The organism is Prochlorococcus sp. MIT 1304 (assembly GCF_047305015.1).
In the GTDB taxonomy this organism is placed as follows: Bacteria; Cyanobacteriota; Cyanobacteriia; order PCC-6307; family Cyanobiaceae; genus Prochlorococcus_A; species Prochlorococcus_A marinus_E.
This window is the reverse complement of record NZ_CP138974.1, coordinates 289,532-303,743: the sequence shown is the minus strand read 5'-3', so window position 1 is coordinate 303,743 and position 14,212 is coordinate 289,532. Positions and strand designations below refer to the sequence as shown.

Sequence of the window (14,212 nt, the reverse complement as noted above, 5' to 3'; positions counted from 1 at the left end):
ACCACTTTTGTGGTGATTTTTTTTGTTTAATTTTAATGTTCTAAATTAAGTTAAAATTATGTAATTATTATTAAATATAAATGTCAGATATAAAACAATTAATTTCTATTATCGTCCCTGTTTTCAATGAAAGTGAGAGTATTGCTCTTTTATTGGATGAAGTTGTAAATGTAATGTCATTTCATAAATTTAATTTTGAATTGATTGTTGTAAATGATGGTTCTAAAGATAATACTCATCAAGTATTAAAGCAACTAACTCTCAAAATTAAAGAGTTGTCAGTAATTTCCCTTCGCAAAAATTATGGGCAAACTGCAGCAATGTCAGCGGGCTTTGATAATTCTAAGGGCGATATTGTTATTACGTTGGATGGGGATTTACAGAATGATCCAAATGATATTCCTTTATTAATTTCAGAAATTAACGATGGTTATGATTTGGTATGTGGCTGGAGGTTTGATAGAAAAGATAAATTAATAAATAGAAAGATACCATCAAAAATAGCGAATAAGTTAATAGCTAACGTAACAGGTTTGAAGTTGCATGACTATGGTTGCTCATTAAAAGCGTTTAAGAAAGAAATAATAGAAGATATAAAGTTATATGGTGAACTTCACAGGTTTTTGCCCGTTTTAGCAAATATTGAAGGTGCAAGAATTAGAGAAATTAAAGTAAATCATAGGAGAAGGCAATATGGATCTAGTAAATATGGAATTGATAGAACTTTTAGAGTTTTAATGGATTTACTAACTGTTTGGTTTATGACTAAATTTTTAACAAGACCGATGTATGGATTTGGTTTCGTTGGAATTATAAGTATTTTCAGTAGCCTTGCGATAACTTCTTATTTGATAGTTTTAAAAATAATGGGTGAGGATATTGGAAATCGTCCGTTGCTGATGTTTGCATTAATATTAGGAATTGCTGGTGTTCAATTATTTAGCTTTGGATTATTGAGCGAACTTTTAATAAGGACATATCATGAAAGTCAAAGTCGTCCAATTTACAGAATTAGATCAATAAACAGTGCAAATCAAAATTGAGTGTTTACTTGAACTTTCTTATTAATAAAGCTGAAATTTCAACGACTTCAGGAGAAATATCTCTTAAGCCTTTTCGTAAAATTGGTAATGTTGATTTATCAGCCAATTCTTCCGCAATTTTTAATGCCTTTAATTTATTTTCCTTATTACCCCGAAAAAGGCTAAGCATTTTATTTTTTTGAGAGTTTTTATAAAACACTGAGTACTTTTTTTCTTCGTTATTGTATAAAAAACTAGTTTTATTAGATGAAAATTTATTATTTTTGTTTAATTTAATAGAGTATGTATTTCTTTTATTTATAAACTTTTTAAAGCTTCTTTTTTTTAAAACTATAAGTAATATTCCTATAAAAATAATAAGTAAAATTGCGAAAAAATTTATCATGTAAAAAGTTAATAATTTTTATATCATCCAGTAATAAAATTAACACTATTTCGCAGATAAATACTAAAGTGTTTAAAGATGTTTAAAGAACTATGCCATCTGATTTACCAAGTCTTTTACCCTCAATTTTTGTTCCATTAATTGGTATAGCAATGCCCGCTGTTTTTATCGTATTGATTGGAAGATTAATTACAGCAACTGAATAAATTATCAAACACTAAACTATTAAAAAAATGAGCGACTTTCAAAAATCATTCTCAGAATCAACAAGTTCTATTAAATTTGATGAGAAATACATAGATACTTCTGTACAACCAAATGATATTGGCGTAGCAGAACAATGGGCAGTAAAAACAGTTGCTGATCCTTGTGTTGGTAATTTAGCTACTCCTGTTAATAGTGGTTATTTTACAAAAGCCTTTATAAATAATTTACCTTTTTATAGAGAAGGTATTTCTCCTAATTTTAGAGGTTTAGAAACTGGAGCAGCTTTTGGATATCTTCTATACGGACCTTTTACTATGACTGGCCCATTAAGAAATTCTGAATTTGCTCTAACAGCTGGACTTCTCGCTACTATTGGAGCTGTTCATATTTTGACAGCACTTTTTGTTCTATACAATGCACCTGGTAAAGCACCTAATGTTCAACCTCCAGATGCCACTGTTAATAATCCGCCAAAGGACTTATTTACAAGAGCTGGTTGGGCTGATTTTACGAGTGGATTTTGGTTAGGAGGCTGTGGAGGAGCTGTTTTTGCTTGGTTACTTGTTGGGACATTACACTTAGATTCCATCATGCCAATCATTAAAAATATTTGGACTGCTGGTTAATTTCTAAATAAAAGAATAAGTAATATTTAAATTTAATTTAAAATTAAAATGTGAGCTCTATTTATTAACGTATAGTGCGGTCCCATCTATAATTTCTAACTACTCTTCCTGCCGAAATTAGTTTAGATTTATAATGCAATGAGATTTTATCATTAGACTTTTTAAGGGTATCTAATCCTATTCCATTTCTGCCAAAATCCATTCCAGAGCTATGGTAATACAATCCATCTCTTTTGTAGATCCCAATATGATCACATTTTTCTTCATTTCCAAAAAATAAAAGATCGCCAGGTCTTAGAGCCGCATACGAGTCTTTGTAATAAAAAAGGTGCTTACAAAAACTTTTTATTTGAAAAGAGTCTCGAGGTATATAAATTTGATGCTTTAAAAAAGCAGTCTGAATTAATCCAGAACAATCAAAGTTGGGTCCTAATGTACCTCCCCAAAGATATTTATTCTTTAAATCAGATTGATCCTTGATCCATTTTAAAATTGAGTTAACTTTATCTTTTATAAAGAAGTCTTCTTTTTTTGAATACTCAAGTTTTCCTAATTCGTATTTCTCAATAATTAATCCATCTAAATTTATCCAACAGACGTAACCATCTTCATATAGTTGAACTAGTATTCTTGAAAATTTATGGTTGTTTTGATAAATATTTGGATAAATAAGCCTAAAAATTCTATTTTTAAATATTTCAGTAACTAATTTATCTTCTGTTTCATTTTGATATCCAGAAATATTAACTTTTAATTTCCACCAAATAGTTTTTGAAAAATTAGTTTGTTTAAATAGTGAGATAGGATTTTTATAAATTGCCATACAATGTCCTTTTACTATTTAAGTCAAGAGATGGGTTTAGCCTTAAATGATATTTTAAGGAGAGTATGCTCTCATAATAAAGATTTTTCAAGAGAAGATATTTCGATAACTTGGATTAATTATAAAAGTGAAAATAAAATTGTATTTAAAGGTTTTGGAACTGGTATTAATAACAAAAAAATGGTTTACCCAGCCAGCATAGTCAAGCTAGTTTATGGCCTTGCTGCATTTTATTGGATTAAAAAAGGAAGTTTATTATTATCAGATGAAATTATTGATGCTGTAAGGAAAATGTTGTCTCTCTCCAGTAATAATGCAACAAGCTTTTTAATTGATCTACTTACTGGAACAACAAGTGGACCTCGTATTGAAGGCGAACTATGGGAAAATTGGCTATACCAAAGAAGTATAATAAATGATTGGCTACATGATTTAAATTGGGAAGAATTGGTTGGTATAAATTGCTGTCAGAAGACTTGGGATGATGGACCATTTGGTCGTGAGAAAGAATTTTATGGAAATGATAATAAAAATAGAAATGCTATGAACTCTGATTCAGCTGCAAGGGTTTTGGAGGAAATTATGATTCATATTGATTATCAAGAAAATAATTTAAATTTGCGAAGTTTTTTAAAAAGAAATTTAAATAAATTTGTTCTTAAAAACGATTCTCTTAATCAAATAGATGGTTTTTTGGGTGAAGGATTACCAGAAAGTATTAATCTTTGGAGTAAAGCAGGCTTAATGTCAGAAGTTAGACATGATTCAGCTTGGTGGATTAATAATCAATCTCTACAAACTTTATTGGTAGTTTTTTGTAATGGAGAACAATATTCCAAAGATTCTTCCCTTTTACCGTTTATCGCAAGAGAAGTATACGAATTTAATAAGAGATATCCTATTAAGGACTAAAGTGAATCTTCTAAGAAATTAGAATCTAATTTGTCAGTATAGGCTTCATAAGGTAGCATCATTACTTCTTCAAAATCTATATCATTCATAATCCACTCTCTATATTCTGCTAACAAACTTTTTCTATCTTCATTATCTAATTCATAAATACGCAATGCTGTATCTTTGAAATTTTCTTTTATTAAATTTTCAATTTCTTTCTCACTCATTTTATGTTGATTCTCCCTCTAAAATCACTCTTCTAATTGTTGATAATGCAATTCCAGTTTGTGATCTGATTGATCGATATGAATATCCTTCATTACGCAATCTGATTACTAAAGATTCTTTTAAAGGACTTATTTTGGGCCTGCCCCCCAAATTATTTCCAGATAATTTTCTGCGTAATAGTTGTTCTTTTTTTCTTTCACCTAAACTTTTGTCTTCTAAATGATCTAATTCATATAAGATATTAAAAATTGAAGAATTTGCATTAGAGGATTCATTAGCAGCAAAAAAACCAGTTAAAGTTCGCAATTGAATACCCTTATTAATAAGTTTATTTATTGTCCTTAAACATTCTTTTTTATTTTTAAATGCTCGGTCAAGCTGAGTTATTATTAATTGATCGCCTTTTGATAAGGAATTAATAGCTTTATTAAGTTGGGGTTTGATTTCTTCATCTAAACTTATAAATTCAGAGAATACTAAACTGCAACCCTCTTCTTTCAAAAATTTTATTTGCTCTTCTAAATATTCATATTCGTTATGAGTAGCTCTAGCATAACCGATTGCTTTAGAGATTTTATTTTTTTCAGATAATAAAATACGTTTTCTTTTAAATCTAAAAGTCAATGTTTTATTACATATATTTTTTACTGTACCAAAAAATAATTAAAAAAACACTTTTTAGTACAAAATAGTGCAATTATTATTATCTTAAAGGCTATATTTTTAAAGTTTGTACGTTCTGATATCTGTATTAAAAATAACGTTCTGAAATCTTATTCAATTTTAGTTAATGAAACAAGAACGTTGTGTAACTAGTAAATTTTATTAAGATTTTCTAAATTGCAGAAGGATTAGTTGAATTCAATTTTTTACTTCTGTTGAATGAGCTTCATCTTTGAAATTATAAATAGTTAATTCATCTTGTTTTTAGTAAAATAAAATTACAGGTCAAGAAGATTTAATGTGACTAATAATCCCAATAGTTTAATTTCTAAACCTGAATGGTTAAGGGTCAAAGCTCCACAAGTTGAGCGAATTGGTAATACTGCAAATTTATTAAATGATTTAAATCTCAATACCGTATGTCAAGAAGCAAGCTGTCCAAATATCGGCGAATGTTTTGCTAGTGGAACTGCAACTTTCCTCATAATGGGTCCTGGCTGCACTAGGGCATGTCCATACTGCGATATTGATTTTGATAGATCTAAGAGAGACTTAGACCCCACTGAACCATATCGTTTAGCTGAAGCTGTTTTTAGAATGAAGCTTAAGCATGTTGTAATCACATCAGTTAATAGAGACGATCTTGAGGATGGTGGCGCATCTCAATTTTTTCAATGTGTTCATCAAATAAGAGAAAAGTCTCCTGAAACTACTATTGAGCTTCTAATACCTGATCTTTGTGGCAACTGGAAAGCGCTTGAAAAAGTACTTGATTCAAATCCAAACGTTTTAAACCACAATATTGAGACTGTGTCTTCGCTATATAAAAAAGTAAGACCTCAAGGCAAATATGAAAGAACTCTTGAGTTGCTCAAAAGAACCAGAGACTATTCTCCTAAAATTTATACAAAGTCTGGCTTCATGCTTGGTTTAGGGGAAAAAGACGAGGAGGTCTTAAGTCTGCTTAAGGATTTAAAAAGTAATTTCGTTGATATTGTTACTATTGGCCAATATTTATCTCCTGGCCCTAATCATTTACCTGTTAAAAGATTTGTAAGTCCTTCAAAATTTGACTACTTTAAAGCGTTCGGGGAAAAAGATTTAAACTTCATGCAAGTAGTTAGTTCTCCTTTAACTCGTAGTAGCTACCATGCTGAAGAGATTCAAAAACTTATGAAAAAGTATCCAAGATAGTTATATTGATTTATTTGGATCTACCCACTCATTTAATTTCCATTCAACTAGATCATTTTTAATCATTGGATCATTCTTAATTATTTTTAGTGCATTTCTATAATTATTCATCTCAAGAATAAGTAATCCGCCGTCACCTGGCCTATTTAACTCATCTACTAAAAAGCCACTTTTTATATTAATTCCCTCTTTTTTTAATTTTTTTACCCAATCAATATGTTCGTTAATTATTTTTCGTTTTAAATCATTATTAATTAAGTATTCTTTTTTTATAATTTCAGTTTTTACAAAGAAAGGCATTTACATTTTTTTTATACCAAGCATCTCTTCTTCGCTTGGGGGAACAATCAATTTGAAAGTGCTCTTAAAATGAGACCAATTTTCAATTATTTTGGCAGCCTTTAAGCTATTTGTTTTTGCTTGATATTCTCTAATAATTTCCAATAAGATATTTTCCTGCTTTGATGAAGTTATTTGATGAATGCTTACTATTTCTTTATTTACTTTACTACTTAAATCATTATTTTCATCGATTATGAAAGCTATTCCGCCAGTCATGCCCGCACCAATATTCCTTCCTGTGGAACCTAGAATAACAACTTTCCCACCAGTCATGTATTCACAACAATGATCACCTGCTCCTTCTGTTACCGCTGTAGCACCACTATTTCTAACCGCAAATCTTTCTCCCGATTTTCCTAATGCAAATAATTTCCCACCTGTTGCTCCATAAAGACAAGTATTTCCTAGGATGACTTGTTCGGAGGAGATTTCATTTATTTTTGGTGGAATTATTGTTAGTATTCCTCCATTCATTCCTTTACAAACATAATCATTAGCTTCCCCGATTAATTGAACATTCATTCCCTTCAATAAAAAGGCACCAAAGCTTTGTCCTGCATATCCTTTGAAATTTAAGTTTAGTTCGCCATTGAAGCCAGTGTTGCCATGAAGTTCTGCGATTTCGCCTGATATTTTCGCACAAACACTTCTATCTGTATTTTTTATCTCAATTTCTTTGGTTAATATTTCGTGATTTTTAATTGAATCAATAAATTCAGTATCCGACAAAAACTCGTCTTCTAATACAGAACCATTACTGTGGGCAGTTTTTGAATGTTTTAACCATGATCTATCAGGGGTTGAGTGATCATTTACTAAAGAAGAAAGATCAATATTGGAAGTTTTTGGAAGATCAATATTTCTTGTAGAAAGAAATTCTTGATTACCAATCAGTTCTTTCATATTAGAAACACCGATACTACTCATTACCTGTCTTACTTCTTCAGCAATATACAAGAAAAAATTGACAACATTTTCTGGAATACCTTTAAATCTTTTTCTTAATTCTTCTTTTTGAGTGGCAACTCCAACAGGACACTTGTTTGTATGACATACTCGAGCCATTATGCATCCTTCAGCAATCATCGCTACAGAACCAAAACCGTATTCTTCAGCACCTAGTAAAGCTGCAATAACTACGTCCCAGCCTGTTTTAAGACCTCCATCAGTTCTCAAAATTACTCTTTCGCGTAAGTTATTCTCTAAGAGAGATTTATGAACCTCAGCAACACCTAGTTCCCATGGTAAACCTGCATGTTTAATTGAACTCAAGGGTGAAGCACCTGTACCTCCGTCATGGCCTGATATTTGAATTACATCTGCATTAGCTTTGCTTACTCCAGCAGCAATAGTGCCTATACCAATTTCAGAAACCAGTTTGACGCTTACTTTTGCTTTTGGATGAACTTGGTGTAAGTCGTGGATAAGTTGAGCTAAATCTTCAATTGAATAAATATCATGATGCGGGGGAGGAGATATTAAAGCTACTCCAGGTTTACTATTTCTTAGTTTTGCGATGTATGAGTCAACTTTTGGACCAGGTAATTGTCCCCCCTCTCCGGGTTTTGCACCTTGAGCCATTTTAATTTCGAGTTGTTTACCACTTCTTAGATATTCAGGTGTAACTCCAAATCTTCCTGATGCTATTTGTTTAATAGCTGAGCATGCGGTATCTCCATTCTCTAATCCTTTAATAAATGGCAACGTCGCTGACTGAGTATTTTCATCGATATCATTTAAAACATTAAAACGAGCTGGGTCTTCCCCCCCTTCTCCACTATTACTTTTTCCACCAATTCTATTCATTGCAACTGCTAAAACTTCATGCGCTTCTCTGGATAAAGCACCTAAACTCATTCCTCCAGTACAGAACCTTTTGCAAATTGATTCAACACTCTCAACTTCCTCTAATGGAATACTTTTTCTTTTTGAATTAATTGTTAGTAAATCTCTAAGAGATGTTGTCGGTCTATTACTAATAAGTTTTTTGTAAGTTTCAAAATGATCGTATCCTGGCCCTTGTTTTACCGCTGAATGTAAAACTTTAGACATCTCTGGGTTATTGGAATGATATTCTCCATTATTTCTAAATTGTACAAATCCTAAAAATTCTAATTTCTTTAAATCGATCTCTGGGTAGGCTTTCGTATGTATTGAAAGTGTTTCATTAGTTAATTCTTTTAATGTTATGCCAGCGATACGACTTGTTGTACCATCAAAAGCAATTTTTATTAAGTCAGATCCAAGGCCTACAGCTTCAAAAATTTGTGCCCCATGGTAACTAGATAAAAGTGAGATGCCTATTTTTGAGAGAATTTTTCTTAGACCGTCTTCTAGAGCTTTTTTAATATTTTCTTGAACATCAACTATTGATAATGGATTGATTTTTTTGCTATCAATGAGTTTTTGTGTTTTTGGATGTTTTAACCAGTGTCTACCTGCTTCGAAGGTCAACCAAGGGCAAACTGCACTTGCTCCATATCCAATTAAACAAGCCAAGTGATGTGTGCTCCAACATTGACCGGTCTCAATTATTAGAGAAGCTTTTAGCCTGATTTCTTTCTTAAGAAGATAATGATGAATTGCTCCAACAGCAAGTAAAGGAGGTATAAAAGTCTTTTTAGGATTAATTCCCTTATCAGAAATGATAATTAAAGAGCAACCTTCTTTTATAGACAGCTCACTCTGTTTACAGATTGCATTTAGTTGGTTCTCTAAGCCTTGAGTACCTTCCTCTAAATCAAACAAACTTGAAATTGTCTGAGATTTAATTGTTGATTTTTTGATGGAAATGAGTTCTTCCTCATTAAGAATCGGACTTTGTAAATGAACAAAAGGTTTAGCATCTTTAATTTCAAATGGTGTGCATCTTTCTCCTAGATGCATCTCTAAACTCATTACAAGTTTTTCTCTCAGAGGGTCAATAGGAGGATTAGTAACTTGCGCAAATCTTTGCTTAAAATAGTCGTACAAAATATGTGGCTTAGATGAAAGAACTGCTAATGGGATATCGTCACCCATGCAATAAGTAGGCTCTTTAGCTAATGAAGCCATTGAATCTAAGATAAGGTCATTATCTTCCGCTGAAAAACCGTATGCAGTTTGTTGTTGCAACAACTCAAGGTCTTTAAGTTTGCAGTCTTTAACCCATTTATTATTTTCAATTTTTATAGTTCTACTACTGAGAAGATTTTTATAATCATGCCTTTGAGCGGCTTCAGATTTTACTTCCCAATTTCTTAGGATTCTATTCTGATGAAAATCAACTGCCAACATTTGTCCCGGTCCTAATCGACCTTTTTCTATTACTCTTTCTTCTTCTAAATCTACTACTCCTGTTTCAGAACCCATTATTACAAAACCATCATTTGTGATTGAATATCTTGCTGGTCTTAGGCCATTTCTATCAAGCGTTGCTCCGACAAAATTTCCATCAGCAAATACAAGGAGTGCTGGACCATCCCAAGCTTCTTGTAGGCTTGCAGAATATTCATAAAAAGCTTTTATATCTTCTCTCTGCTCAAGTTCTGGTTGATCTCTAAATGCTTCGGGAACAAGTTTTAATAATGAGTCAGTAATGGGCTGACCTGAACGAATATTGATTTCAAGGGTGGCATCAAGATTAGATGAGTCACTTTTGTTTACATCTACAATGGGCTTAATTTCATTAGATAAATCTCCCCAAAAATCATCTATATGTGTTTCTGAAGCTTTAGCCCAATTAATATTGCCTAAGAGAGTATTTATTTCGCCATTATGACCCAAAAATCTCATGGGCTGAGCTAATGGCCATTTTGGAAGTGTATTAGTACTAAATCTACGATGATAAACAGAAAATGAAACTTTAAAACTCTCTTCTTTTAGATCTTGATAAAACTCGGATAATATTTCAGAGCGAACCATACCTTTATAGACAACTGTTTGAGAACTTAGTGAGGCAAAATAAAATTCACAATCCCCAACATCGTTTTTAAAAGTTTCTCTTATTTTTTTCTCAATTCTTTTCCTTAATTGAAATAAAAGCCTTTCAACATCCTGATGATTTTTTTTATCTATGTATAAAATCCACTGACAGATGAATGGAGCATTTGCTTTAGCTAAAGGACCTAAGATTTCATTATTAACAGGTACTGTTCTCCAATATGTTTTGTTAACTTTTAATTTTTCTGCTTCTTCATCACATATTGATTTACATATTTCAATTTTTTCTTTTTTATTAGGCATAAAAACCATGCCTAAACCTCTATTAAATTCTTGAGTATTTTCAAGATTAATTTTCTCTTCTAGATATCCCCATGGAATTGAACATAAAATGCCTGCTCCATCTCCTGAGTCACTATCACCTCCACAACCTCCTCTATGCTCCATGCAGTTAAGCCCCTTAAGTGATTGTTTAAGGATCCAATTGCTTTCTACCCCTTTAATATTTGCTATGAAACCAACTCCACACGCATCTTTCTCCCCAATTATTCCATTTGGGGAATAACTATCTTGATATGGGCTAACGATTCTTTTGATACTCTCTCCCATAGATTATTAAATTCTATTTAGTTATTTATGTATTTCTATTATAAAAATAAATATGAAAATAAATCTAAAGATAATGAATATTTACCAAAGAATTTTTATTTGACAAATTTTAAAAAAAATATAATAAAAAACTTTTAGTTGGTGCTCGTAAAAGGTTATGATAGTTAAATGTTTATTTTTAACTAAGAATATTAGATGCCCACCATCTCCCAATTAGTAGGTTCAGAAAGAAAACGTCTGACAAAGAAAACAAAATCTCCTGCATTAAAATCTTGCCCTGAGAGAAGAGGGGTATGTACAAGAGTTTATACGTCAACACCAAAAAAGCCTAATTCAGCTTTGAGAAAAGTTGCAAGGGTTAGATTAACTTCTGGTTTCGAAGTAACGGCCTATATACCTGGTATTGGACATAACTTGCAAGAACACTCTGTAGTTCTACTAAGGGGCGGAAGAGTTAAGGATTTACCTGGAGTTAGATATCATATAATAAGAGGAACTCTAGATACGGCTGGAGTCAAAGATAGACGACAATCCAGGTCTAAGTATGGAGCAAAAGCTCCCAAAGATTAATTTGTAAACATCACTTTCTAAAAAAATGTCACGTCGTAATGCAGCAGTAAAAAGACCAGTTCTTCCTGATCCTCAATTCAATAGTCGTCTTGCTTCAATGATGATTTCTCGATTGATGAAACATGGTAAAAAATCTACAGCTCAAAGAATATTGTCCGATGCCTTTTCTTTGATAAGTGAGAGAACAGGTGGGAATGCAGTCGAATTATTTGAAACAGCTGTAAAAAATGCTACTCCTCTTGTGGAGGTAAGAGCTAGAAGAGTTGGTGGTGCAACATATCAAGTACCCATGGAAGTACGCCAAGAGAGAGGTACAGCTATGGCTTTAAGATGGCTTGTTACATTTTCACGTGCAAGAAATGGCAAAAGTATGTCCCAAAAACTTGCTGGTGAGTTGATGGATGCAGCAAATGAAACTGGTAGTGCAGTTAAAAAAAGAGAAGACACTCACAAAATGGCTGAAGCTAACAAAGCTTTTGCACATTACAGATATTAATTTCATCAAAAAGGTGCTTAAGTAGTTTATTATTAATAAAGTTTGCTTTTAGAGTGAACTATACTTATCAAAAATTATTTTATTTGGAGCTTTAAAATTGGCACGCGACTTTCCCCTAGAACGAGTAAGGAATATAGGTATAGCCGCTCATATTGATGCAGGGAAGACAACAACAACCGAAAGAATTTTGTTTTATTCAGGTGTGGTTCACAAGATAGGAGAGGTTCATGATGGTGCCGCCGTAACAGATTGGATGGATCAAGAAAGAGAAAGAGGAATAACCATTACTGCTGCAGCAATATCTACTAGTTGGCAAGATCACAGAATTAATATTATTGATACTCCTGGACACGTAGACTTCACTATTGAAGTGGAAAGATCAATGCGAGTACTGGACGGAGTCATAGCTGTATTTTGCGCAGTTGGTGGAGTTCAACCTCAATCCGAAACAGTTTGGCGTCAAGCAGATAGATACTCTGTCCCAAGAATGGTCTTTGTTAATAAAATGGATCGAACTGGTGCGGATTTTCTAAAAGTTAATAAACAAATTAAAGATCGACTAAAGGCAAATGCACTCCCAATACAGCTACCTATTGGAGCTGAAGGTGATCTTACAGGTATTATTGATTTAGTCGCTAACAAAGCATATCTTTATAAAAATGACTTAGGTACTGATATAGAAGAAGCACCAATTCCATCTGAAATGGAGGAGGAAGCTGCTGAGTGGAGAAATAAGTTGATGGAGAGTGTTGCAGAAAATGATGAAGAATTAATTGAGATTTTCCTTGAAACCGGGGAATTATCCACAGAACAACTTAAGAAAGGTATTAGAGAAGGTGTCTTAAAACATGGGTTAGTGCCCGTATTATGCGGTTCAGCTTTTAAGAATAAAGGTGTCCAACTTGTGTTAGATGCTGTTGTTGATTACTTGCCAGCTCCAGTTGATGTCAAACCAATACAAGGTGTTCTACCAAGTGGCAAAGAAGATGTTAGACCTTCTGACGATAATGCTCCTTTCAGTGCATTAGCTTTCAAAGTGATGTCAGATCCTTATGGTAAATTAACCTTTGTAAGAATGTATTCAGGTGTTCTTTCAAAGGGGAGTTATGTAATGAATTCTACCAAGGATGCTAAAGAGAGAATTTCAAGATTAGTGATTCTTAAAGCTGATGAAAGAGAGGAGGTTGATGAGTTGAGGGCTGGTGATTTAGGGGCTGTATTAGGCCTAAAGAACACAACAACTGGTGATACGTTATGTAATACAGATGATCCAATAGTCTTGGAGACATTGTTTATCCCTGAACCAGTTATTTCTGTAGCTGTAGAGCCAAAAACTAAAGGTGATATGGAAAAATTATCAAAAGCTTTAACTGCTTTGTCTGAAGAGGATCCAACCTTTAGGGTAAGTACAGACCCTGAGACCAATCAAACTGTTATTGCAGGTATGGGTGAGCTGCACCTAGAAATTCTTGTCGATAGAATGTTAAGGGAATTTAAAGTTGAAGCAAATATAGGTGCTCCCCAGGTCTCATATAGAGAAACCATTAGGTCTAGTTCTAAAGGTGAAGGAAAATATGCAAGACAGACTGGAGGAAAAGGTCAATACGGTCACGTAATTATTGAAATGGAACCTGCTGAAGTTGGTAAAGGTTTTGAATTTGTAAACAAAATTGTTGGCGGAGCTGTACCAAAAGAGTATATTGGTCCTGCATCTAATGGAATGAAAGAAACCTGTGAATCAGGTGTTCTTGCCGGTTATCCACTTATTGATGTAAAAGTAACACTAGTCGATGGTTCATTCCACGATGTAGACTCATCTGAAATGGCCTTCAAAATTGCAGGTTCTATGGCTTTTAAAGACGGGGTTAAAAAATGCAATCCTGTCCTATTAGAGCCTATGATGAAAGTTGAGGTCGAAAGTCCTGATGACTTTCTTGGATCTGTAATTGGTGATCTCTCCTCTAGAAGAGGTCAAGTAGAAGGACAATCTGTTGATGATGGATTGTCTAAGGTACAGGCCAAAGTGCCCTTAGCCGAAATGTTCGGTTATGCCACTCAACTCCGATCAATGACTCAAGGTCGGGGTATATTTTCAATGGAGTTCGCAAATTATGAGGAAGTTCCTCGTAATGTTGCTGAAGCTATCATTTCCAAGAATCAGGGCAACTCCTGATCTCTAAACTAAAACATTCTTAAACCCTCGATTCTTTA

Annotated in this window: 14 protein-coding genes; 8 read left to right on the top strand and 6 right to left on the bottom strand. The window is 32.9% G+C overall.

Annotated features, from left to right (window positions below; translation table 11 throughout):
• Positions 1-80 precede the first annotated feature (80 nt).
• Positions 81-1,043: a glycosyltransferase family 2 protein gene (locus tag SIB45_RS01730; RefSeq protein WP_011863631.1), complete on the top strand. Its 963-nt coding sequence runs from the start codon at positions 81-83 to the stop codon at positions 1,041-1,043.
• 4 nt (positions 1,044-1,047) lie between these two features.
• Here SIB45_RS01730 and SIB45_RS01725 read toward each other — a convergent pair whose 3' ends face one another.
• Positions 1,048-1,428 carry a hypothetical protein gene (locus SIB45_RS01725; protein WP_011863630.1) on the bottom strand — a complete coding sequence of 127 codons (381 nt, stop codon included), beginning with the start codon at positions 1,426-1,428 and terminating at the stop codon, positions 1,048-1,050.
• Between the two features lie 92 nt (positions 1,429-1,520).
• Between SIB45_RS01725 and SIB45_RS01720 the strand changes: the two genes are divergently transcribed.
• Complete coding sequence (locus SIB45_RS01720) at positions 1,521-1,634, top strand: photosystem I reaction center subunit VIII (RefSeq protein ID WP_011863629.1); 114 nt, start codon at positions 1,521-1,523, stop codon at positions 1,632-1,634.
• A gap of 27 nt (positions 1,635-1,661) precedes the next feature.
• Positions 1,662-2,261: a photosystem I reaction center protein subunit XI gene (locus SIB45_RS01715; RefSeq protein WP_011863628.1), complete on the top strand. Its 600-nt coding sequence runs from the start codon at positions 1,662-1,664 to the stop codon at positions 2,259-2,261.
• Positions 2,262-2,325: 64 nt separating this feature from the next.
• Here the strand turns inward: SIB45_RS01715 and SIB45_RS01710 are convergent, their stop codons facing one another.
• A complete protein-coding gene (locus tag SIB45_RS01710) occupies positions 2,326-3,084 on the bottom strand; it encodes a C40 family peptidase (protein WP_011863627.1) in 759 nt (252 codons plus the stop codon).
• A 3-nt stretch (positions 3,085-3,087) separates the two neighbouring features.
• Here SIB45_RS01710 and SIB45_RS01705 point away from each other — a divergent pair, with 3 nt between their 5' ends.
• On the top strand, positions 3,088-3,996 hold the full coding sequence (locus SIB45_RS01705; RefSeq protein ID WP_011863626.1) for a serine hydrolase: 909 nt from the start codon (positions 3,088-3,090) through the stop codon (positions 3,994-3,996).
• Here the strand turns inward: SIB45_RS01705 and SIB45_RS01700 are convergent.
• Together SIB45_RS01700 and SIB45_RS01695 are read right to left on the bottom strand one after the other, a co-directional pair.
• Positions 3,993-4,205 (bottom strand): hypothetical protein, encoded by a 213-nt coding sequence (locus tag SIB45_RS01700; protein ID WP_011863625.1) that lies wholly within the window; start codon positions 4,203-4,205, stop codon positions 3,993-3,995. The genes SIB45_RS01705 and SIB45_RS01700 overlap by 4 nt on opposite strands.
• A 1-nt stretch (position 4,206) precedes the next feature.
• Positions 4,207-4,830, bottom strand: a complete 624-nt coding sequence (locus SIB45_RS01695) for a recombinase family protein (RefSeq protein WP_011863624.1) — start codon at positions 4,828-4,830, stop codon at positions 4,207-4,209.
• A 339-nt stretch (positions 4,831-5,169) separates the two neighbouring features.
• Between SIB45_RS01695 and lipA the strand changes: the two genes are divergently transcribed.
• Positions 5,170-6,063: a lipoyl synthase gene (lipA, locus tag SIB45_RS01690; protein WP_011863623.1), complete on the top strand. Its 894-nt coding sequence runs from the start codon at positions 5,170-5,172 to the stop codon at positions 6,061-6,063.
• On the opposite strand, the gene SIB45_RS01685 is transcribed toward lipA, so the two are convergent.
• Positions 6,064-6,363 (bottom strand): YciI family protein, encoded by a 300-nt coding sequence (locus SIB45_RS01685; protein ID WP_011863622.1) that lies wholly within the window; start codon positions 6,361-6,363, stop codon positions 6,064-6,066.
• Positions 6,364-10,935 (bottom strand): glutamate synthase large subunit, encoded by a 4,572-nt coding sequence (gene gltB / locus SIB45_RS01680; protein WP_011863621.1) that lies wholly within the window; start codon positions 10,933-10,935, stop codon positions 6,364-6,366.
• Between the two features lie 195 nt (positions 10,936-11,130).
• Here gltB and rpsL point away from each other — a divergent pair, with 195 nt between their 5' ends.
• The 3 genes from rpsL to fusA all read left to right on the top strand — a co-directional run bounded on the left by rpsL (position 11,131) and on the right by fusA (position 14,174).
• Positions 11,131-11,505, top strand: coding sequence for a 30S ribosomal protein S12 (gene rpsL, locus SIB45_RS01675; protein ID WP_011863619.1), 375 nt, complete (start codon positions 11,131-11,133; stop codon positions 11,503-11,505).
• 25 nt (positions 11,506-11,530) lie between these two features.
• Positions 11,531-12,001: a 30S ribosomal protein S7 gene (rpsG, locus tag SIB45_RS01670; RefSeq protein ID WP_002806267.1), complete on the top strand. Its 471-nt coding sequence runs from the start codon at positions 11,531-11,533 to the stop codon at positions 11,999-12,001.
• Positions 12,002-12,098: 97 nt separating this feature from the next.
• Positions 12,099-14,174 (top strand): elongation factor G, encoded by a 2,076-nt coding sequence (gene fusA / locus SIB45_RS01665; protein WP_011863618.1) that lies wholly within the window; start codon positions 12,099-12,101, stop codon positions 14,172-14,174.
• Positions 14,175-14,212 lie beyond the last annotated feature (38 nt).